At 59.7% G+C, this 20424-nt stretch carries 17 protein-coding genes; 12 read left to right on the top strand and 5 right to left on the bottom strand.

The features are described from left to right. Positions 1 to 48: 48 nt before the first annotated feature. The 5 genes from MHY24_RS04175 (at position 49) to MHY24_RS04155 (ending at position 8031) form a co-directional block, all read left to right on the top strand. Positions 49 to 204 (top strand): hypothetical protein, encoded by a 156-nt coding sequence (locus tag MHY24_RS04175; protein WP_239228455.1) that lies wholly within the window; start codon positions 49 to 51, stop codon positions 202 to 204. Between the two features lie 193 nt (positions 205 to 397). After that, the gene (locus MHY24_RS04170; RefSeq protein WP_239191698.1) at positions 398 to 1576 is read left to right on the top strand and encodes a histidine kinase; all 1179 of its coding nucleotides are present in this window, start codon (positions 398 to 400) and stop codon (positions 1574 to 1576) included. 215 nt (positions 1577 to 1791) lie between these two features. Further along, a complete protein-coding gene (locus MHY24_RS04165; RefSeq protein WP_239191701.1) occupies positions 1792 to 2496 on the top strand; it encodes a response regulator transcription factor in 705 nt (234 codons plus the stop codon). 598 nt (positions 2497 to 3094) lie between these two features. Then, positions 3095 to 6538 carry a bifunctional proline dehydrogenase/L-glutamate gamma-semialdehyde dehydrogenase gene (locus MHY24_RS04160; protein ID WP_239228454.1) on the top strand — a complete coding sequence of 1148 codons (3444 nt, stop codon included), beginning with the start codon at positions 3095 to 3097 and terminating at the stop codon, positions 6536 to 6538. A 119-nt stretch (positions 6539 to 6657) separates the two neighbouring features. After that, the gene (locus MHY24_RS04155; protein ID WP_239191707.1) at positions 6658 to 8031 is read left to right on the top strand and encodes an AI-2E family transporter; all 1374 of its coding nucleotides are present in this window, start codon (positions 6658 to 6660) and stop codon (positions 8029 to 8031) included. 52 nt (positions 8032 to 8083) lie between these two features. Here MHY24_RS04155 and MHY24_RS04150 read toward each other — a convergent pair whose 3' ends face one another. Both MHY24_RS04150 and MHY24_RS04145 read right to left on the bottom strand, forming a co-directional pair. After that, the gene (locus MHY24_RS04150) at positions 8084 to 8674 is read right to left on the bottom strand and encodes a nucleosidase (protein ID WP_239228453.1); all 591 of its coding nucleotides are present in this window, start codon (positions 8672 to 8674) and stop codon (positions 8084 to 8086) included. 23 nt (positions 8675 to 8697) lie between these two features. Beyond that, complete coding sequence (locus MHY24_RS04145; protein ID WP_239228452.1) at positions 8698 to 9681, bottom strand: hypothetical protein; 984 nt, start codon at positions 9679 to 9681, stop codon at positions 8698 to 8700. Positions 9682 to 10084: 403 nt separating this feature from the next. On the opposite strand from MHY24_RS04145, the gene MHY24_RS04140 reads away from it, so the two are divergent. The 4 genes from MHY24_RS04140 to MHY24_RS04125 all read left to right on the top strand — a co-directional run bounded on the left by MHY24_RS04140 (position 10085) and on the right by MHY24_RS04125 (position 13091). After that, positions 10085 to 11176 (top strand): hypothetical protein, encoded by a 1092-nt coding sequence (locus MHY24_RS04140; RefSeq protein WP_239228451.1) that lies wholly within the window; start codon positions 10085 to 10087, stop codon positions 11174 to 11176. A gap of 81 nt (positions 11177 to 11257) precedes the next feature. Next, entirely contained in the window at positions 11258 to 11983 is a 726-nt protein-coding gene (locus MHY24_RS04135) for a hypothetical protein (protein ID WP_239228450.1), read from the top strand. Between the two features lie 229 nt (positions 11984 to 12212). Next, positions 12213 to 12701: an LppP/LprE family lipoprotein gene (locus MHY24_RS04130; RefSeq protein WP_367398050.1), complete on the top strand. Its 489-nt coding sequence runs from the start codon at positions 12213 to 12215 to the stop codon at positions 12699 to 12701. A 201-nt stretch (positions 12702 to 12902) separates the two neighbouring features. Beyond that, on the top strand, positions 12903 to 13091 hold the full coding sequence (locus tag MHY24_RS04125) for a hypothetical protein (protein ID WP_239228449.1): 189 nt from the start codon (positions 12903 to 12905) through the stop codon (positions 13089 to 13091). On the opposite strand, the gene MHY24_RS04120 is transcribed toward MHY24_RS04125, so the two are convergent. From MHY24_RS04120 to MHY24_RS04110, 3 genes are read right to left on the bottom strand one after another with little or no spacing between them, the layout of a single operon-like run. Beyond that, a complete protein-coding gene (locus tag MHY24_RS04120) occupies positions 13088 to 14371 on the bottom strand; it encodes a sulfate adenylyltransferase subunit 1 (RefSeq protein WP_239228448.1) in 1284 nt (427 codons plus the stop codon). The genes MHY24_RS04125 and MHY24_RS04120 overlap by 4 nt on opposite strands. Further along, the gene (gene cysD, locus MHY24_RS04115) at positions 14371 to 15270 is read right to left on the bottom strand and encodes a sulfate adenylyltransferase subunit CysD (protein WP_086588811.1); all 900 of its coding nucleotides are present in this window, start codon (positions 15268 to 15270) and stop codon (positions 14371 to 14373) included. Before cysD ends, MHY24_RS04120 begins: the two co-directional genes overlap by 1 nt. Then, positions 15270 to 16055, bottom strand: a complete 786-nt coding sequence (locus MHY24_RS04110) for a phosphoadenylyl-sulfate reductase (protein ID WP_239228447.1) — start codon at positions 16053 to 16055, stop codon at positions 15270 to 15272. Before MHY24_RS04110 ends, cysD begins: the two co-directional genes overlap by 1 nt. A gap of 172 nt (positions 16056 to 16227) precedes the next feature. Between MHY24_RS04110 and MHY24_RS04105 the strand changes: the two genes are divergently transcribed. The 3 genes from MHY24_RS04105 (at position 16228) to MHY24_RS04095 (ending at position 20412) form a co-directional block, all read left to right on the top strand. Continuing rightward, complete coding sequence (locus tag MHY24_RS04105) at positions 16228 to 16647, top strand: methylenetetrahydrofolate--tRNA-(uracil-5-)-methyltransferase (protein ID WP_239228446.1); 420 nt, start codon at positions 16228 to 16230, stop codon at positions 16645 to 16647. A gap of 85 nt (positions 16648 to 16732) precedes the next feature. Next, positions 16733 to 18475 (top strand): ABC transporter ATP-binding protein, encoded by a 1743-nt coding sequence (locus MHY24_RS04100; protein ID WP_239228445.1) that lies wholly within the window; start codon positions 16733 to 16735, stop codon positions 18473 to 18475. Beyond that, positions 18475 to 20412, top strand: coding sequence for an ABC transporter ATP-binding protein (locus MHY24_RS04095; RefSeq protein WP_301332445.1), 1938 nt, complete (start codon positions 18475 to 18477; stop codon positions 20410 to 20412). The genes MHY24_RS04100 and MHY24_RS04095 overlap by 1 nt, the downstream gene beginning before the upstream one ends. The last annotated feature ends 12 nt before the right edge of the window (positions 20413 to 20424 follow it).

The following is a 20424-nucleotide window of genomic DNA, read 5'->3' as shown; positions in this document are numbered from 1 at the left end:
CCCAGAGAGAGATTGTAGTTTTACTCCGCCTATCCGAAAGGAAAATATATGTTCGATTCCCTCGCAGACCTCAGCTCCGCCATCGACTTCGAGGCACTCGTAAAAGGCATCAAGGGCCTCATCGAGGCTTCCTCCGAGTCCAACACCGACTCCGAGGGCCTGTCCTCCAAGGATGAAGCAGAGGCTGCCGCAGAAGCTAAGTAATTAGCAATCTGCACTCCTTCATGAAGACCAGCTACCCCCCCCACCTTCTTCCTCCGCTCGGAACCCACCACAAGGAACCGCGCACGAAGGTGCGGGGGTTCCGCTGTTTTCAATGGCTACTTGGCGGCCGTTGTACTTACACTAAGGAGACAAACCCATCGAGCTTTAGCAACCAGGAAGCGTGTGCCGCACCGTGCCTAAACTTTCACAGCCACATATTTACCAACGCATTCGCGAAGCCATGACCTTGCAGCGAACCGCTGCATTGACCGCCTTTTTCTGTGTAGTACTCGCTTTACTCGGCGCATTCTTTTCTCCCACCGAAGACCAGCTGTCGTCCGCAGTGCTTGGCCTTGTCCTCACCGTTATCACGACTTGCGCTTACCGCTGGCCTATCAGCATGTCAGTGACTTTTATTGTCGTCTGGGTAACTGCAACACTACTTACCAAGACTCCATTTATTAGCTCAGTATTCTTAGCACCAATATTTCTTGCCGTGATTGCATACCACGGACATCATGGGCGCACTTTCCTGATCGGAATAGTGCTGTGGCTGGGTGGTCTAATTGACCCAACAGAACCCAGCATGAATATAGATCCTGCACCAGCCTTTACTTGGGCCATGCTAATCACTATTGGCGGAGTCATCGGTGGCACTTTCGCCCATTCTGCTGACCGCTATAAATCCGCAATGCTGGAATGGAACGATGATGTCAAGCGCCGCCAATCCGACCTCGCAGAGACTTTGCACAATTCGGTTGTATCTAACCTTACTGTTAATACCATGCAGCTAGAGGCGCTAAGCCTCGAGTACTCTAAGCAGCCAAAGCTAGCCAAGAAGCTCAATGAGCTTAGCGATTCTATGCGCTCTTCAATGTCTGAAGTCCGTGCGCTTACCAAGGTTCTGCGAAACGACATCAATGGGATCAACGACGGTACAAGTTTTGCAACCACCACAAAGCCTGCGAGCTTTGCTCAGCTTTTATCTGAAGAACAGGGACGCCTGTCCCGGCTCAACCGAGCACCTGTTGTAGAAGTTTCCGGTGAAGAATTCGCGCCAGAATTTCCCCGAGAAATTCTGGATCCAATTGCAGCTATTACTACTGAGGCATGTCTCAACGCCGTGAAGTATTCACCACCTGGCGCAGAAATTATCATCTCTGTCCGCCCACATCTGGGGTGGACGCTGGTCTCCATTGCTAACCCTGTAGCGAAGCCGACAACCACTAACGCTGATATGTCCTCCGGGATTGGACTATCCTCAATGACTCGTATAGCCGCTACTATCGACGCTCGTGTCGACACCAACCTAGACAAGGGCAGGTGGGTTTTGACGTTGTCCCTACCTCCGAGCACACACAAGGCACGTTAGATCCAGCACTCTATCTAGCAAACACTGAGTTCGTCCATTAAGCTATCGCTTGTTTCTAACTAAATTAGTTTTTATTGAAGGAGCCCGCAGATGCAGGCCGCACTCGCTACATTCCTCGCACCACTAATGCTGTCAACTTCACTCCTGGGTGGTCTCGCACCTGGAGACCTTTCCTCCACAACTGAGTACAAGTCTGCCGTGGATATTGCATTCGGATGCCCCGCACCATGGTGCCCGAAGTCGAAGTAAAGACATCCCTTTTAGTCGTCGATGACGACCCACTTGTCCTTGAGGCCTTGGGGCGCTACTTCGCCTCGGCTGAGGACATGGAGGTGCGCGCCACCGCAGAAAATGGCAAGGTCGCTCTCGCGCTTTTGCAAGAGCAGGACTTTGACGTCATTGTCGCGGACATCCATATGCCCGAGATGGATGGCACGACCCTCTTGCGTGAGGTTAACAAGCTGGAAGACCCGCCGGTCTTTGTTGCGATGACCGCGATGGACAATGACGAGACCCTCAAAGAGGTCATGTCTAATAAGGCCGCGGCCTATATTTTAAAAAGCTCCAAGCCGGTCTACATTTTGGATACCGTGCGCGAGGCCGTGCGCGGCGGCACGGTTGTCACCCCACAGTCGCTTACCCGCTTGTTTGAGCAGCTTCCCGATTGGAACGCTGAGGGAACCAGCGCCGATGCGGCAGCTGCAACCGCCAAGATCAAGGACAATCACCATATCTCCCCTGCGCTAGAGCAGGTCCTGGACTTGGTCTGCCAAGGAAAGTCCAACGAAGAGATTGCCAAGAGCACGCATTATGCACCGGGCACGGTGAAGAAGTATGTGTCCACCCTGCTCAGTGAATTCCACGCCAAGTCCCGGCTCGAGCTGGCGGTGAAGGCGCTCAAGGCTGGCTACGGTTCTTAAACCCCGATTGCTGGCCAACCCGGGGGTGGAATACCCCCGGATGAGCCAATGCCCCCTCTAAACCCCACATGCTGGGGTTTATTTTTTGTTTTTCTACCCCCGTCTGCCATTTACCGAAGGAGACTAGCATCACGTTTGGCGCTTCCCTATAATTACAGCAACACAAAAGTTAATAATATTTCCTAGGCAACAATTGGAGCCTGAACCTGCAGGGTTGCCGTACGTCAGAGCGCTAAGCCGCTCACGTTTCTTCCTCTGCCCCCCATAGCCACGTCATAGAAAGCAGGTGAGAGTTGAACACCAACTTGGCGCGCGTTCGTCGTAGCAGCGATAGGCCTCCCGTCCGCATTCGGCCCGCATAATGGCCCGCTGACATCGCATTTCACCACGAACCTCTGCGACCCTCACTTTGCGTCGCGCGCACCCGCGTGTTCGCTCCTCACCCAGCTGCGCCCTGCAGCACCACATAGCTCACTGCTCATCATCCAGACGCCGTATCGGCCGGCAGTTCCAGACCGGCGCAGATACATCGCCCTTCACTGCCATGTGAAAAGTGGTTTCTAGGATGTGACCCGTTTGAAAAAGAGGTAGAACCCATATGACTTCTCCTGCCAATACCCGCTTGCCCATCTCTGATGATGTGGAAGCAGTCCTGCCTGCAGCTATCAGCCGCGCCCACGACTGGTTGAAGTCCACTGCGGACGAAGAAGATAAGGCCACCGAACAACTCGCGGACCTGCTGCGCGATGAGGACGGCGTGAAGTTCACCATGGACTTCGTCGACCGCGTCATGCGCCCAGAAGATGACAAGGTTGCCGCACACGCATTGAAGGATATTTCCTCTCACTATGATCCGTCGTTCCTGGGCAGCATCAATGGTGCGCTCGTTGGCGCCGGTGGTTTCTTCGGCCCAATCCTGCCCAACCTAGTCATGCCGGTTGCCCGCCTGTACATGCGCAAGATGGTTGGCCACCTCGTTCTCGACGCCGAGTCTGATGCACTCAACAAGATTCTGGACAAGGCCGCCGAATCCGGCGAGCAGCTCAACCTCAACCTGCTGGGTGAGGCCGTACTCGGTGAGGAAGAGGCTAAGTCCCGCGCGGAGCGCACCCTCAAGCTCATCCAAAATCCGCGCGTGACCTACGTTTCCGTGAAAGCCTCCTCCATGGTGGCTCAGCTTAACCAGTGGGACATCGACGGTTCGGTGGAGCGGCTCAAAGAGCGCTTGCGTCCACTCTATGAAGAAGCAGCGCGCCGCAATCCGCAGGTGTTTATCAATATGGACATGGAGGAATACCACGATCTCCACCTGACCATCCGCCTGTTCAAGGAGCTGATGAGCGAGCCGGAATTTAAGAATCTGGAGTCCGGAATCGTCCTGCAGGCCTATCTGCCTGATACGTTTGATGCCCTCAAGGACATCGCGGAGTTTGCTAAGCAACGCGTCGCTGAAGGCGGCGCAAAAGTTAAGGTGCGCATCGTTAAGGGCGCAAACCTATCCATGGAAAACGTGCAAAGTGAGGTCCACGATTGGCCGCTGGCTACCTACACCAACAAGCTCGACGTGGACGCTAACTACTACCGCCTACTGGATTTCATCCTGCGCGACGAGTACGCCGATAGCGTCCGCATCGGTGTAGCAACCCACAACCTCTACACCGCGGCAATGGCCTATGAGCTGGGTAAGAAGCGCGGCGTGCTGCACATGATGGATTCGGAGATGCTGCAGGGCATGTCCCCAGCACAGCAGGCAGCGGTGCGCAAGGTCTTTGACGGCCGCCAGATCCTCTATACCCCGGTTGTCCACGCAGAAGACTTCGACGTCGCCGTGTCCTACCTGGTACGCCGCTTGGAGGAAAACTCCGCGCCGCAGAACTTCCTCTACGCGCTCTTTGCTCCAGGCGAGGAGCCGCTTGCGGATCAGGAAGAGACGTTCCGTCGGGCCGTCGCCAAGCGCTGGGACACCTTCGCTGGTGCCCGTCGCACCCAGAACCGCCTTGAGGAAGACGGCCGCCAGGCACCGCGTACCGGCCGCTTTACTAACGAGGCTGATACTGACCCGGCGCTCGCGCCGAACCGCCAGTGGGCGCAGGAAGCGCTCAAGCGCAATCCGGGCGAGCACGGCATCGGGGAGGTCACCGACCCAGCCGCAGTAGAAGGCCATATCGCCCGCGCCAAGGAGCTGGGCACCGAGTGGGGCAAGCGCCCTGCCGCCGAGCGCGCCGCGGCCCTCGAGGCGGTCGCGGACGAGATTGCTTCCCAGCGCGGTAAGTTCATCTCTGTGGCTGCGTATGAAGCCAATAAGACCGTTACCCAGACCGACCCTGAGGTCTCTGAGGCGATTGACTTCTGCACCTACTACGGCCAGTCCGCGCGCCTGCTGGAAGAGTCCTACTCCGAGTTCACCCCGCACACCGTCACCGTGGTAACCCCGCCGTGGAACTTCCCCATTGCCATCCCGACTGGCGGCCTTGCGGCTTCCTTGGCGGCGGGCTCGGCGGTCATCGTCAAGCCTGCACCGCAGGTGGTTCACTGCGGCAAGCTCGTGGTGGAGGCCTTCCGCACCGCCCTCGAGGCACAGGGCCTGGACCCAGATCTGGTGCAGCTGGTGCTCACTGATGAAGCCGAGGCCGGCAAGGCCCTGCTCTCCCACGATGACGTGGACAATGTCATCCTCACCGGCGCCTCCGATACCGGCGCGCTCTTCCGTTCCTGGAAGCCGAAGATGAACATTATGGCGGAGACTTCCGGCAAGAACGCTCTCATCATTACCCCAGCCGCGGACCCGGATCTGGCCATCGATGACCTCTACAACTCCGCCTTTGGCCACTCCGGCCAGAAGTGCTCGGCGGCCTCCCTGGTCATCTTCGTCGGCGCGGCCGGCAAGTCCGAGCGCCTGCGTACCCAGCTGCTGGATGCTGTCAAGACCCTTAAGCCGGGCCCGGGCTTCGATATCACCACCACCATGAACGGCCTGGCGGAAGCGCCGAGCGAGAAGCTCCTGCGCGGTTTGACCCAGCTCGAGCCGGGCGAGAAGTGGCTGCTCAAGCCGGAAAAGCTCAACCAGGAAGGCACCCTGTGGTCCCCGGGCATCCGCGATAATGTGCAGCCGGGCTCCTGGTACCACAAGAACGAGTGCTTCGGCCCCGTCCTGGGCATCATGTACGCCGATACCTTGGAAGAGGCCATTGCCTGGCAGAACGACACCGGCTATGGCCTGACCGGCGGCATTCACTCGCTTGACGACGCCGAGATCGAGTACTGGATCGACAACGTTGAGGTGGGCAATGCCTACGTCAACCGCGGCATCACCGGTGCGATTGTCCAGCGCCAGTCCTTCGGCGGTTGGAAGAAGTCCGTCATGGGCCCGGGTGCCAAGGCTGGCGGCCCGAACTACGTGGCGCAGATGGGTGAGTGGGCCGATGGCGAGCTCAAACCACGCAACGTGGACATTGCCCCAGCTAGCCTCGCCGCGCTGCACCGCCTGCGCGATAACCTTTCCGGCAAGCTCACCGAGGAGGACATCACCTGGCTGTGGCGCGCCGCTGAGCTGGACCAGGTAGCGTGGCAGGAAGAGTTTGGCCGCAACCACGACCGCACCGGTTTGGTTTCTGAGGCCAATATCTTCCGCTATCGCCCACTTTTGACCAAGCTGCGCGTGCGCGTGGGCGAAGGCTACGAGCTGCGCGAGGTTGCTCGCCAGGTGCTGGCCGCCGCGATTACCGGCACTGCCACGGAAATCTCCGCCACCCCGGAGGTTGCCACCCAGCTGCAGGACCTCGGCTTCGACGTCAAGGCCATCACCGACGAGGCTTTTGCTACCGACGTGGCCAATGACGCCTCCGCCCGCGTGCGCGCCCTGGGCACCGTGCCGGATTCCATCTACGAGGCCGCGGTGCGCTCCAACTCCGTGGTGCTGGACCAGCCCGTGCTTGCCGACGGCCGCCGTGAGCTCATGCCTTACCTGCTTGAGCAGGCAGTTTCGGTTACCATGCACCGCTTCGGCATTATCCGCAACGTAGGTAACCTGCGCGACGAGTAATCCCCGGCCGCGTCAGCGGACGCGTTAAAGGTACTGAAGGGAGGTAGCGCCCCGCCCCTGGGCCGCTACCTCCTTTTTCGTATATGCGCTGCGAGTTTTATGTGGCATAGTGGTAGACAATGTCTACGTCACATAATTCGTCTTCCCGCGACGAGGCCAAGCGCCCGTCTGCGCAGGAAAAAGGCAACGCAACACAGATCCAAAAGCCGGGCGAGGAAGATTCGCATACCCTCGTCGCTTATGATGACGCGCACCTTGGTGCAGAGGCTGCCAGCGAGCACCCTGCCGAGCGCGACGATAAATCCGCCGTACTGGCCAAGGACTTCCGCACCATGGCCAAGGTCTCGGTAGTCTTCATCCTCATCGTCGCCGGCCTAGCGCTGGCCGGCTACCTGCTCAAGTTCATTTGGGTAGGCCTGCTGCCGGTCTTGCTCGCCATCCTCGTCTCCACGGTGCTCTACCCCATCAGCGCGTGGCTGCGCAGTAAGGGATTCCCGCGCTCGCTTGCGGCGGTGAGCACCTTGCTCGGCCTCATCATTGTCTTCTGCGGCGTCTTTGCCGCCATGGCCCCCGTAGTCACCAGCCAGAGCCAAACGCTCATTAATCAGGCCGAAGACGGCATCAACCAGCTCACGGAGATGGTGGAAAAGTCCCCCATCGATATCCAAAGTGACCAGCTACAGTCCGTGCTCCAGGACGTGGTCAAGTTTGCCAAGGGCCAAGCCTCCACCATCGCCACCGGCGTTATCTCTGGTTTCTCGATGGCCAGCTCCATCGTCGTGGCCGCGCTGATCATGCTCTTTGTCACCTTCTTCATCATTAAAGACGGCGACAAGTTCCTGCCGTGGCTGCGCAAGTACACCGGCAATTCCACCGGCTGGCACGTCACTGAACTCGGTGCCCGCATCTGGAAGACCTTGTCCGGCTTCATCCAGGCGCAGGCCGCCGTGGCCATGGTGGACGCAGTCCTCATTGGCCTTGGCCTGTGGGTTCTGCAAGTTCCGCTTGCGCTCGTCATCGCTGTGGTGACGTTCTTCGCCAGCTTCATCCCGATCATCGGTGCGGTCACCGCTGGCGCCCTCGCCGTCATCATCGCGCTGGTCTCCAATGGCCTGACCAACGCGCTGCTGGCGCTCGCACTTATCATCATCGTCCAGCAGGTGGAAGGCAATGTCCTCCAGCCGATGCTGCAGTCCAAGGCCATGGGCCTGCACGCGGCCGTTGTCCTGCTCTCCGTCACCGTCGGCTCTACCCTGGCCGGCATCGTCGGCGCCTTCCTCGCCGTCCCCGTGGCCGCAACCATCGCTGTTGTTGTGCGCTACCACGCCGAGATGGCCGCGCTGCGCTCCGGCGAAGTCGAGCCCTCCGATATAGACATCATCACCGGCTCCAAGGACGACCCCGAAGACTTCAGCGACGTCACCTACGAACACGATGAGACTCCGCGCGACAAGGTAGAGCAGCTCTACCAGTCCATGAGTCCGCTGAGCTAAGACTCAGCCCCCACTAGCAGCGCGCCGGCCCTCTCCGGCGCGCTTTTAGTTTTTAGCGCAGGAAACCTAGGTCCGTAGCCGCCGAGGCGAGCTGGCGTGCGCCTCGGTCGAGAACGTTGGCCCAGGTGCCCTTAGATTCCTCATTGGCGGAATCGGACACCTGCTTAAGCAGGGTGCAGGGCACATCGAAGCGCTGGCATACTGCGGCGATGGAATAGCCTTCCATGTCGCACAGCTGCGACTTCTTGGCCAGCTCGGTGCGCAGGGCGGTATCGGAGACAAACATGTCGCCCGTGGCCAGTCCGCGCACCGGAAGGCGGCCGGAGGTCTCGAGCTCGATGGCCTCTGGCAGCAGGTAGCGGTTGATATCGGTAAGCACTTCTAGCTTGAAGTCATGCTTGGTGACCTTGTCCACTTCGAAGACGCCGGCCATGCCGTCGACAAGCGCGCCGGCCGTGCCAATATTGACCACGCGATCGGGAAGGGCACCGTTAGCGCGGGCGTCGGCAAGAGCTTCCGTCAGCGCAATGGCCGCCGGAACCGTACCGATTCCGGTGATGAGCAGGGGTTCGCCTTCCGGAATGTGGGTGGCTTCCGCGTCCACAGCGGCGACGAAAAGGGTGCGTCCGTTGAGATTCTCCATGCCTGCGAGAATACCTGCCCGCCCTAGTCAAAGTTCAATGTGCGGTTCTTTTGACGCAGGCGAATCGTAATGTTTTTCTGGCCGGCGCCAAGGGCAATGATTTTCCCGCTAAGCACCCGGGCGACGGCCAGGTCTTCCTCCGTCGGTGCTTCGGCCGCGATCCGCGCCGTAGGCAGCCAAGCATCGTGCGGGTCTGGCGCGCCGAGGTGAATGAGCCGTTCGCGCTCCACGTCGATCCAATAGCCCTGCGTGGCCATGAAGCGGTCGTGGCTCCCTTCGAAGGAATCGCGACGCCACCCTCCCTCGGCCACGCGGAAGACAAAGGGGCAGTAGCCAAAGCGCGAAGGCACGATATAGCGCGTCTGGGGGCTGACACGCCAATGGCCGCGCGCGGAACTCCACACCTGGCGGTAGGTATCGGCCAAGCTCATGCCCAGACGCAGGCGCTGCTGCCTATCCTCGTCCAACCCGGCACCATCTACCTGGGTGTTTAGCTCCCCGAGCCGCGTGGCATCGGCCACGTACATGCCCAGCCACGCCTCCTCCGGAGTGGTGTACGGACCGGTGATATCACGGTGAAAGGAATCCGGCACGGCCCGTTCCGCGTCCTGGGGCAGGCGCTGGCGAGCGGCGAAGGCCCACAGGCGCGGATGTCCCATGCGGTACAGCATCACCGTCGCCCGCGGCAGGCGGTCGTGCACCTGCTGGCGCGTCAGATAATCACCCGCGCTGATGCGCCGCAGCAGCTGCTTAGCGACGTCCCCCTCTACCTGCTGCTCCACACCCGGCGCGACTTCCATCTCCGGCAGCTGACTCAGCAGCATCAAATCGATAATGTCTCCCAGATCAAAGACCTTGCTCAATTCCGTCTGTGCCTCAGATCCAAAAGCCTCAATTGCGTCATAGCCCAAGGCACCGCCCAAACGGCGGATGAGATCCGGGGACACGCTTACCCGGTTGCGGGTCGCGTGCAATTCGGACGCATTCAAATTGCGATCCAGTGTCACGAGTGCTCCTTTCTCCCCCTCATAGGGGATTCAAATTTCGGTCACGCTTGGGATTAAGCCGGACATAGAAGCGCCGTTTAGCTCTTCCCGCTCGCCAAAATTCCGCGTGCGTTCAAGCTCTCGCACTAAGACACAGCCCCTTTCACCGGTTGCTAGGCCCTCATATCTGACAATCTTGGCGGCATTTTCCCCTTTTAGCCTAATCTCTTAGCCAAACAGATGTCACACTTATACCATTCGCTTTACGTGCAGATAACTTGAATAAAGCAGAATGCCTGTATTGACGTTCTATTTGAAAGCATTTCTGCAAGTCGTATGTCTATAGTATGACACGGATTAATCTTTAGATTATCCAATCTCTCTCGTATTCCGCTCTTGAATTGCTTATGAAGGAGTTCAGCCTTTGAACAACAACAATGCCTGGGGCCAGCCGGATCAGCCCTCCACGGATCCTTCTGCTCAACGCATGCGCCCCATGCCACGCGAGGAACAAGCTTGGGGCACGCTCTCACCTAATTCCCCTACAACCTCGACTTCTGCAGCATCACCTACAGGTGAGGACTTTGACGACCCTAAGTCCTCCGGAAAAGGTAAACGCATCGTGTTCCTAGTCATCGCTGTGCTAGCGGCTCTCGCTCTGGTTGGCGGTTTAACTTGGGCACTGGTCAATAGGAACGATTCAAATGATGCCGATGACCCAAATGAACCTGCATTGGCTGCTAGCTCCGAGGCTAGAGATACCTCCCACCCTGAGAAGGGGTCCGAGTCCGACAAAGATGAGGACAAGTCCAAAAAAGACGAGGCAAAAGATTCCCCAGAGAGAAAAAATAACGCTAAATCACAAGAACTGACCAAGTACGAAAAGTGCAATGAATACGCAGATGACAAACTCAGCGATTTGCGTGCTCCGGTAAAGATGTACTGCGATGACTCCTGGCTTTTTGCTGGTGAGTACGGAACCTCGGCCCAAACCTTGTTCTATTGGACCGACAATGCCTGGCACCGATACGAAACAGATGGAACGTCGTGGCCGTCCCATATGGAATGCTACGACCGGTCAAAACTTGAAGACGCCGGTGCCCCAATCCCCCTGCTCGATAAGGTTTTGTTGTGCGACGCCAATGACAAACCCAGTGCGGAATCTGCAGCAAAAGATGAAGCTGGCGCTAGCGCAAAATCTATTGACGAAATGCCGGACGACAGCGCCGGCCCCCGCTGCGACGGCCGATACATTCTCATCGCGGAATCCGTTATGGTCCCCCTAGGCAGTGACCCCCATCCTGAGCTTTCTCGCGTCCAGGGTAAGTATCCGGGTTCACACACAATGAGCGGAAAAGCCTGCAGCTCTCTTCGCGGCCAAGTAGACGGCAATGACGTCTACGCCGTCTACTTCGACGCAGGCCATAGCGTAGAGAAAGTGTGCGAGCTAAAAGCGCAATACGGTGGCAATGCTCGTTCACTAAATAACGATGCGGACTTCTCCGACCCCTGCTAATCCCCTCTCCATGTAAATCCCCCCTTCCCTATTACTCTCTTCCCCCTACAACTCTGCTCTAACACCAGAAAGGAACTCTCTGTGTCCCACTACAACCTCTACGATTCTCTCTCCCTCGATGCTTCGGCCGATTCCGCCGATCTTATCGAAGAGATCGACAACAAGCTCACCCAAGTCGATCCCGGGGACGCCGCAGCGCGCGACGAACTGAGCACTGCGCGACAAATCTTTTCCGCAGACAACCGGCGCAAGCAATACGATAACGACTTGGCTAATACCACTGGGCCGGAAGTAGATATCGCACGCATCCGCTACATCGCCGCCCTTCCGTCCGAAACCGCGCCGCAAGAAAATCTTGCCTCCTATACCCCGGCGTCGGAATACACCCCTCAGCACTCGGCGCAACCACAGCAAGACTGGAAGCCACAGGCAACAAATCGGCAATTCAGCAGCAGTTCAAGCTTCAACGTGACCAATAAACAAGTCACTGTTGATTTTAGTAATGTAACATTCCCCGTCGAACCAGACCGCCAACGCTGCCAATCCATCATGTGGTGCGTGCTATGGGGCATCCTGCTCCTCATGTGGCTCATTGCCGGAATCCGCGGCTTGTCCCTTGCCGGCGAAGCTAGTGACACCACCGCCATGGGCCTTATCTTTGATTCCTCGGAGCTTGAGTCCAAGACCGCAGATTTCAGCGCCTCCCTTATCAAAACTCTCGTAGCCACCCCGCTCATGCTGATTCTCTGGGAGTTCGTCTGGTCGATTCGCAAGACTATAGGACGCCGGGCAATTGAGAATGCCTAGCTCGCATAGCCCTTTCCATGGCCAAGTACTGGCTATCGGAGCAGCAATGGGCCTGGCAATCGCGTCTTTCGCTCTGGCTGGCTGTGACGAAAATTCCACTGACACTGCTGGTCAAAAACTTCACTATGAGACTGCTTCGAGGCCCGCTTCACCAGAACAAGGAGACGATGCAGAGCAGGAAACCTCGACGAAAGGACCTATACCAGAAGGAAACACTACTTCCAGGCCAGTGCCACCCAACGTAGTGATGGATGAGGAAGAGGACAGCCAGGCGTCCCAACTAGGTGACGAGAATTCTTCTGCTAGCGGAGCCGACCAAACCTGCGGTACGCACAGCGCACAGACAGCGTTCCAAGGCGGCGTTTCCCAAGTTGCGCCGTGGGGCACCATCGGTTGGGAGCTTTTCGATTCCTCCGGCTACGACCCATGCGCTTCCCTATCGTGGGAAATCCTAATGATTGAGGGAGGGACAAGTTCTTCACCCTTCCACATCATGCTCTTTAACCACGGTGAATACTTAGGTACTGCAACAGCAAAGCCCTACGGCTTCGCTCCCACGGTTGAACGCGTCAACGATTCCGAAATAGCGGTGACCTATCACTGGCCACGCGAGGGCGAAGGCAATGCCAACCGCTCGGGTACGACCAATGCAGGCTTCCGGTGGGATGAAGGCCAGCAGAAGGTCATCATGTCCGGCGACGTTCCGCCGATGCAGTAGGTCGATGTAAAACAAGCACGTTTCGCTAAACTGTCACCAGTTTGGCGGCGAAACGTGCTTGTTTTGCGCGCTGCGTGACGCCAAGCGGCGGTCCGGGATTCGCAGGAATGTGCGGAAGCCAAGAAATGGCCGCGTTCTAGGCTTTCGCGAGGAACTAAGAGCAGTTATCGTGGCCACAACGTAGCCGAAGGAGAGATAGAGATGAGCGAGAAGACGTTTCAGCAGAAATTCGGGGCTTTCGCGCTGGTGGCGGCGATTGTCCTGCTGATCGTGAACTTAACCGTAGTAGGACCTACGGTGTTCGGTATCTCCACGCCGCTGCTGCTCGGAGTCACGGGCATCATAATGATGCGCGGTGAGAGAAGCAGCAGCGGCGCACAGGACGACTAACGCAGGCGGTGGCCAACGAAGCCGGCGGCGAGGGTGTTGCCGGAGGACTGATCGATGAGCAGGAAATTGCCCACCGCGCCGCGGGCGGCATAGTCCTCGACGGGGAGCTCGGCCTGGGTCTGGATGGTGATGTGGGCGATGTCGTTCATGGCGACGGACTCGGGGTCCTCGACGTCGGAAACGCCATCAAGATCCAGGGTGCGGGTGACGGCGGCGACGCGGGCTTTGACCAGGGAAGAGCCGTAGCGCAGCTTGAGCATCTGGCCAGGCTTAATCTCCTTTTCGGTCAGGCCCACAACGGTGGCGTCGAATTCGCGGGTGGACGCGGGGCGCTGGGGGCCGGCGAGGAGATCGCCGCGGGCGAGATCGACGTCGTCGGCAAGCAGGAGCGTGACGGAGTCACCGGTGGCGGCTGTGTCGGCTGGGCCGTCAGCGGTGTCAATCTGGGTGATGGTGCTGGTGCGGCCTTCAGGGAGGTAGACCTCGTCGCCCACGGAGATGGAGCCCGCCTTCACGCGGCCGGCGTAGCCGCGGTAATCGGAGGCGTGCTCGCGGATGACGTACTGGATGGGGAAACGGAAGTCCAGCTCATCGGCGCGGCCGGTGGCCACGGGGACGGTCTCGAGAACCTCGAGGACGGTCGGGCCGGTATACCACGGCATAGTGGTGGAGCGCTCGACCACGTTATCGCCCTTGAGCGCGGAAATCGGCACCACGGTGGTATCGGTGATACCCAGGCGGGTGGCGATCTGGTTGAACTCGGACTCGATATCGCGGAAGACCTGCTCGTCGTAGTCCACCAGGTCGATCTTGTTCACCGCGAGGACCACGTGGCGCACGCCGAGGAGGGCGGCCACGTTGAGGTGGCGGCGGGTTTGTTCGACAACGCCATGGCGGGCGTCGATAAGCAGCACCACCACCTGAGAGGTGGACATGCCGGTGACCGTATTGCGGGTGTACTGCACGTGGCCGGGGGTATCGGCGAGGATGAAGGTGCGCTTATCCGTAGCGAAGTAGCGGTAGGCCACGTCGATGGTAATGCCCTGCTCGCGCTCGGCACGCAGGCCGTCGACAAGCAAGGAAAGGTCCATGCCGTCGAAGCCGCGGTCGGTGGAGGTGCGCTCCATGGACTCGACCTGGTCCGCGAGCACGGACTTGGTGTCATAGAGCAGGCGGCCGACGAAGGTGGACTTGCCGTCATCGACGGAGCCGGCGGTGCACAGGCGCAGGGTATCGCGCTGTTTGAGGGCGCCGACATTCGGCGCGAGGGTCGTGGTCATCAGAAGTAGCCTTCCTTCTTGCGGTCCTCCATGGCGGACTCGGAAAGTTTGTCATCGGCGCGGGTGGCGCCGCGCTCGGAAAGGGTGGAAATGGAGATCTCCGCGAGCACCTCGTCCGGGGTCGATGCGGTGGATTCCACGGCGCCGGTGCAAGACATATCGCCCACGGTGCGGTAGCGCACGGTGCGGGTTTCCAGCTCCTCGCCTTCGGCCGGGCCGCCCCATTCGCCAGGCGCTAGCCACATGCCATTGCGCTTGAATACCTCGCGCTCGTGGGAGTAGTAGATGGAGGGCAGCTCCAGTTCGCGGGCACCGATGTATTCCCAAATATCGGATTCGGTCCAGTTGGAGATGGGGAAGACGCGGACGTTTTCGCCGGCCATCTTGCCGCCGTTGTACAGGTCCCACAGCTCGGGGCGCTGGCGGCGGGGATCCCAGCCGCCGAAGGAATCGCGGATGGAGAAGATGCGTTCCTTGGCGCGGGCGCGCTCCTCGTCGCGGCGGGCGCCACCGCACACGGCGTCATATTCGCGCTCGGCGATGGTCTCTACCAGCGGCACGGATTGCAGCGGGTTGCGGGTGCCATCGGGGCGCTCTTGCAGGTCGCCGCGGTCGATCCAGTCCTGGACGCGGGCGACGTGGAGGCGAGCGCCGGATTCTTCCACGAGGCGGTCGCGGAAATCGATGACCTCAGGGAAGTTGTGGCCGGTATCGACATGGAGCAGCTCAAACGGCACCGTGGCCGGGGCGAAGGCGCGGCGGGCTAGCTCGAAGACAACGACGGAGTCCTTGCCGCCGGAAAATAGGATGCCTACCTTGTCGAACTGCCCGGCCACCTCGCGCAGGATGTGGATGGACTCGTTTTCTAGGTCTTTTAAGTGTGGGGAAAGTGTGCTCATTATTCGTGTAACCCGCATTCTGTCTTGCCATCTGCAAATACGCGCCCGGACCGGGCATCTTCGCCTTCACCAACCGGAAAGGTCAGCGGGGCGCAGCCGATGGAGTGGTATCCCTGCAGGGTGAGTGGGTGGATGATGAGGTTATTGTCCTCGATGTAGCGGTCCGTATCGTCTAGATCCCAGGTAATAATGGGCGAGATCTTCAACCGGCCGGTGCGGTCGAGGCTCAGCGCTGGGGCGGTGGCGCGGTGCTCGGAATCGGCGCGGCGCAGGCCAGTGACCCAGCCGGCATAAGGGTCCATGGCCATGTTCAGCGGCTCGACCTTGCGCATGCGGTTATAGGCCGCGGTATCGCGGGCGTAGAGGCGCGGGCCGTATACCTCGTCTTGTTCCTCTGGGCTGAGCAGCGGGAGCACCCGTACTAGGGGTAGGTCCGGGTAGCGCTTTTCTACCTCGTCGGCTACCTCCAGGGTTTCCTGGAAGTGCCAGCCAGTATCGATGAAAAGCAGGTCTGCATCGAGCCCGGCGCGGTGAGCGAGCTCGGCCAAGACCGTGTTCTCCATGGACATGGTCACGGCCAGGCGGCCGGGTGCGTGTTCGGCGGCCCATTCGGTAATGGTTTCCGCTGAGGCGTCATAAAGCTTATCCGCCCACTGGTCCACCAATTGCTGGTTGCGCGCGGCTACCTCGGCGTCCAGCGGCGCGGTATCGCGCGTGCCTTCCGGGGAGATGCTGGGGTCGCGGTAGTTCTTGCCACCGTCCAGCAGGTTCATCGTTGGGTTCATGCCGTCACACATTAGGCAAAACCCCGAGGCGGCGCAGCGGATTGTGGGCGAAAAGCCGCTGAGCTTGGCGGGAGGTGCGAATAAAAAGTTTCCAATCCGTACCAAGCGGACTAGATTTACAGACAAGACAGTCTATTACGGGCGTCCGCGCCCTGCACAAGGAGGCACTTTCATGCAGCGTATAGCCATCATCGGGGAGGGCCCGGCAGCCCTATCCACCGCCGAGAAGCTTATCAGCGCTGGCATGTGTGTGGACCTCATTACCCAATGCACCGCACCATTCGGTCTACTTCGACGCTTTGCTGGCCTCGCAGGAGTGCTTTCCGACGCCGTCTCAGGATCCCACTGCGGCCCCGGCACCACTCCCCGCTTGCGCCTTATCGGCAACGTACGGGTAGGCCCAAACGGCGATATCACGCATAACGAAATCCACCGCCTGGCCGCCTCTGGCAATCGCGAGCTACTCGTCTTGGAACTCAAGGCCCGCGGCGTGGCCGTCACCACGTGGGAAGGCCTATGCGCCCCACTGCAGGATTTTGAAGACTGGCGCAGCGTCATCACCCGCGCACAGCTGGCTCACGTGGGGATTTAGCAGCAGTAACCAACTAGCGCCCCACCCACCACCGGTATAAACTTGCACGGCTACCCAGCCACGGCAAGGAAAGGGGCGCGAGTCCATGGATCTGGTTCGCATTCTCATTACACGGTCGGTGCCATATACGCCGTATTTCATCGCGGTGCTTGTCCTGCAGGCCTTATCTACGGCCGCCACGCTGTACCTTCCATCGCTTAATGCCAAGATCATCGATGAAGGTGTGTCTCAGGGCGATGTGGACTTCATCTGGCGCACCGGCGGCATCATGCTGGCCGTCGCGTTTGCCCAAGTCATCACCGCCATCGGCGCGGTATGGTGCGGCAGCCGCACCGCTATGGGCGTCGGCCGAGATCTACGCGGCGAGGTCTTCCGCCACGTTAATTCCCTGTCCACTGAGGACATGAGCCGTTTTGGCACACCTACGCTTATTACCCGCGGCACCAATGACGTCCAGCAGGTGCAAATGGTCTACATGATGATGCTGAACTTCATGGTGACCGCACCCATCATGTCCATCGGCGGCATCATCATGGCCGTGCGCGAAGACGCAGGCTTGTCCTGGCTGGTGTGGGTCTCCGTGGCGGTTTTGCTCGGCACCATCTCCGTTATCATTTCCCGCCTCATGCCGCTCTTCCGTTCCATGCAGGACAAGCTGGATTCCATCAATGGCACCCTGCGCGAGCAGATCACCGGTATCCGCGTGGTGCGCGCCTTCGTGCGCGAGGCCTATGAGTCCGAGCGCTTCACCAAAGAAAATAAGAACATTACCCATCTGTCCTTGAACATCGGCCGGCTTTTCGTGGTGATGTTCCCGCTCATTACGGTGATCCTCAACGTGGCCACAGGCGCGGTCCTGTGGTTCGGCGGCCACCGCGTAGATGAGGGCTTGGTCAACGTCGGCTCGCTCACCGCATTCCTGCAGTACCTGCTGCAGATTCTGGCGGCGGTCATGATGGGTACCTTCATGGCGATGATGCTGCCGCGCGCCATCATCTGTGCCCGCCGCATCACCGAGGTGCTCCAGCACGAGCCCTCCATTACCCCACCCAGCTCCACCACCTCTCCGGAGACCTGCGCGGGCACGGTGGAATTTCGCAACGTGGGCTTTTCTTATGCCGGTGCGGATGCGCCGGTGCTAGAAGACATTTCCTTTACCGCTCAGCCCGGCACCACTACGGCCGTCATTGGTTCGACGGGCTCGGGCAAGACCACCCTGGTTTCCCTCATCCCACGCCTGTACGTGCCGACGGAGGGCCAGGTGCTTATCGACGCCACCCCTACCACCTCCCTGGCCCGCCAGGACATCGTCCAGCGCGTGTCCCTCGTCCCGCAGAAGGCTTACCTATTTAGCGGCACTGTGGCCTCCAACCTGCGCTTGGGCCGCCCCGAGGCCACCGATGACGAGCTCTGGGAGGCGCTGCGCGTGGCTCAGGCGGACTTCGTAGAAGACCTAGACATGCCCATCGCACAGGGCGGCACCAACGTCTCCGGTGGCCAGCGCCAGCGCCTGTCCATCGCGCGCATGCTTGTTGCCCGCCCGCTGGTCTATCTCTTCGATGATTCCTTCTCCGCGCTGGACGTGGCCACCGATGCCAAGGTGCGCGCCGCAATGCGCGCCTCCTTTGCCGAGCGCGAGCAGCCGGTGACCAGCATTATCGTCGCCCAGCGCGTGGCGTCTATCCGGGATGCCGACCAAATTCTGGTGCTGGATGCCGGCCGCATCGTTGACCGCGGCACCCACGAGGAGCTCCTGGGCCGCTGCGCGGTCTATCAAGAAATCGTTGATTCCCAAGAAACCGCCGGTGTTGCAGGAGGCGAAAACTAATGGCTGAAAACACCACCTCTACCGCCGAGTCCACGGATGCCGGTTTTGATCCGATGGGCGGCTCCGCACCCCGCCAGGCCAAGAATTTCTGGCCCTCCACCAAACGCCTTTTCTCCCTGCTTGCTCCCTTCAAGCGCCAACTGTGGGCCGTCGCGGCAATGAACATCATCTGCATCTTCTTGGCCGTGGTAGCCCCGAAGATCATGGGCAAGGCCATGGACGTCATCTTTGCCGGCGTCATTTCGCGCAACCTGCCCTCTAATATCTCCGCCGAGCAAGCCATTGCGGGCATGCGCGCTGAGGGCCAGGACCGCTTTGCGGATATGGCTTCCGCGATGGACTTCGTCCCCGGTGAAGGCATCGATTTTAACCGACTGGGCACGCTCATCATCACCGTGATCGCGATGTACATCGTCTCCTCTGGCTTCCAGTGGTGGCAGGGAGCCATCCTCAACAAGTTAAGCATGGATATCGTGTTTGACCTGCGCGAGCGCGTGGAGGCGAAGATTAATGCGCTGCCTCTCAACTACTTTGATTCCCAGCAGCGCGGCGATATCCTCTCACGTACCACCAATGACATCGACAACGTGCAGCAGGCCCTGCAGGAGGCGCTATCGCAGCTGTTTTATGACGCGCTGCTGGTCATTGGCATCACCATCATGATGTTCAGCGTCTCCTGGCAGCTCGCTCTGGTGGCTTTACTGTCCCTGCCGCTTACTGGCCTGGTCATTGGTGTCATCGGCAGCCGCTCGCAGCGCCAGTTCACAACGCAGTGGCGCTCCACCGGCCAGCTCAACGGCCAGGTAGAAGAATCCTTCTCCGGCCACGACCTAGCCATCGTCTTCGGCCGTACTGAGGCCATGACGGAGGAATTCGACAAGCGCAACGAGGAGCTCTACCACTCCGCAGCTAAGGCTCAGTTCCTGTCCGGCATCATGATGCCCATCATGCAATTCCTGTCCTACCTGTCTTATGTGGCCATTGCGGTCCTGGGCGGCCTGCGCGTGGCCAATGGCCACATGACACTGGGCGCTGCCACTGCATTTATCCAGTACTCCCGCGAGTTCAACCAGCCGCTCGGCCAGCTCGGCGGCATGATGCAGGAGGTGCAATCCGGCGTGGCCTCGGCCGAGCGCGTCTTTGAGCTTCTCGACGCCGGAGAGCAAGCCCCCGACACCACCGACGAGGACCTTCCCGGCCGCGCCCAAGGGCTCGTGGAGTTCCAAGACGTTGACTTCTCCTACGCGGAGGACAAGGAGCTCATCACCGGCCTCAACCTGCGCGTGGAGCCTGGCCAGACCGCGGCCATTGTCGGCCCCACCGGTGCCGGCAAGACCACACTGGTTAACTTGCTCATGCGCTTCTATGAGCTCGATGGCGGTCAAATTCTCATTGATGGGCACGATATCGCCCGTATGCCTCGCCATACCCTGCGTTCCCAGGTGGGCATGGTGCTCCAGGACGCCGTGCTCTTCAAGGGCTCGATCATGGAGAATATCCGCTACGGCCGCTTGGATGCGACGGACGAAGAGGTCATCGCTGCGGCAAAGGCAACCTATGTGGACCGCTTCGTCCACGCGCTGCCCGATGGCTATGACACCATCATCGACCAAGACGGCGGTGCTATCTCGGCCGGCGAGCGCCAGCTCATCACCATTGCCCGCGCCTTCTTGGCCCAGCCCGCGCTGCTCATCCTCGATGAGGCCACCTCTTCGGTCGATACCCGTACCGAGGTCCTCGTCCAGGAGGCGATGAACGCGCTGCGCGCAGACCGCACCTCTTTCGTCATTGCCCACCGCTTGTCCACCATTCGCGATGCAGACCTCATTCTCGTCATGGAAAACGGCACCATCGTGGAACAAGGTTCGCACGACGATCTCCTTGCGGCCCAAGGCGCATACTGGCGCCTGCATCAATCCCAGTTCGCTCAGGGGTAAACCTTCCCCGGC

Source organism: Corynebacterium sp. ACRPQ, from assembly GCF_022347225.1.
Lineage (GTDB): Bacteria > Actinomycetota > Actinomycetes > Mycobacteriales > Mycobacteriaceae > Corynebacterium > Corynebacterium tuberculostearicum_D.
This window is presented reverse-complemented; position numbering and strand designations above follow the sequence as displayed.

Excerpts from the sequence above, each read along its gene's own strand:
- MHY24_RS04175 (WP_239228455.1), top strand. The coding sequence starts at position 49 with ATGTTCGATTCCCTCGCAGACCTCAGCTCCGCCATCGACTTCGAGGCA.
- MHY24_RS04165 (WP_239191701.1), top strand. The coding sequence starts at position 1,792 with ATGCCCCGCACCATGGTGCCCGAAGTCGAAGTAAAGACATCCCTTTTA.
- MHY24_RS04160 (WP_239228454.1), top strand. The coding sequence starts at position 3,095 with ATGACTTCTCCTGCCAATACCCGCTTGCCCATCTCTGATGATGTGGAA.
- MHY24_RS04155 (WP_239191707.1), top strand. The coding sequence starts at position 6,658 with ATGTCTACGTCACATAATTCGTCTTCCCGCGACGAGGCCAAGCGCCCG.
- MHY24_RS04150 (WP_239228453.1), bottom strand. The coding sequence starts at position 8,674 with ATGGAGAATCTCAACGGACGCACCCTTTTCGTCGCCGCTGTGGACGCG.
- MHY24_RS04125 (WP_239228449.1), top strand. The coding sequence starts at position 12,903 with ATGAGCGAGAAGACGTTTCAGCAGAAATTCGGGGCTTTCGCGCTGGTG.
- MHY24_RS04120 (WP_239228448.1), bottom strand. The coding sequence starts at position 14,371 with ATGACCACGACCCTCGCGCCGAATGTCGGCGCCCTCAAACAGCGCGAT.
- cysD (WP_086588811.1), bottom strand. The coding sequence starts at position 15,270 with ATGAGCACACTTTCCCCACACTTAAAAGACCTAGAAAACGAGTCCATC.
- MHY24_RS04110 (WP_239228447.1), bottom strand. The coding sequence starts at position 16,055 with ATGAACCCAACGATGAACCTGCTGGACGGTGGCAAGAACTACCGCGAC.
- MHY24_RS04105 (WP_239228446.1), top strand. The coding sequence starts at position 16,228 with ATGCAGCGTATAGCCATCATCGGGGAGGGCCCGGCAGCCCTATCCACC.
- MHY24_RS04100 (WP_239228445.1), top strand. The coding sequence starts at position 16,733 with ATGGATCTGGTTCGCATTCTCATTACACGGTCGGTGCCATATACGCCG.
- MHY24_RS04095 (WP_301332445.1), top strand. The coding sequence starts at position 18,475 with ATGGCTGAAAACACCACCTCTACCGCCGAGTCCACGGATGCCGGTTTT.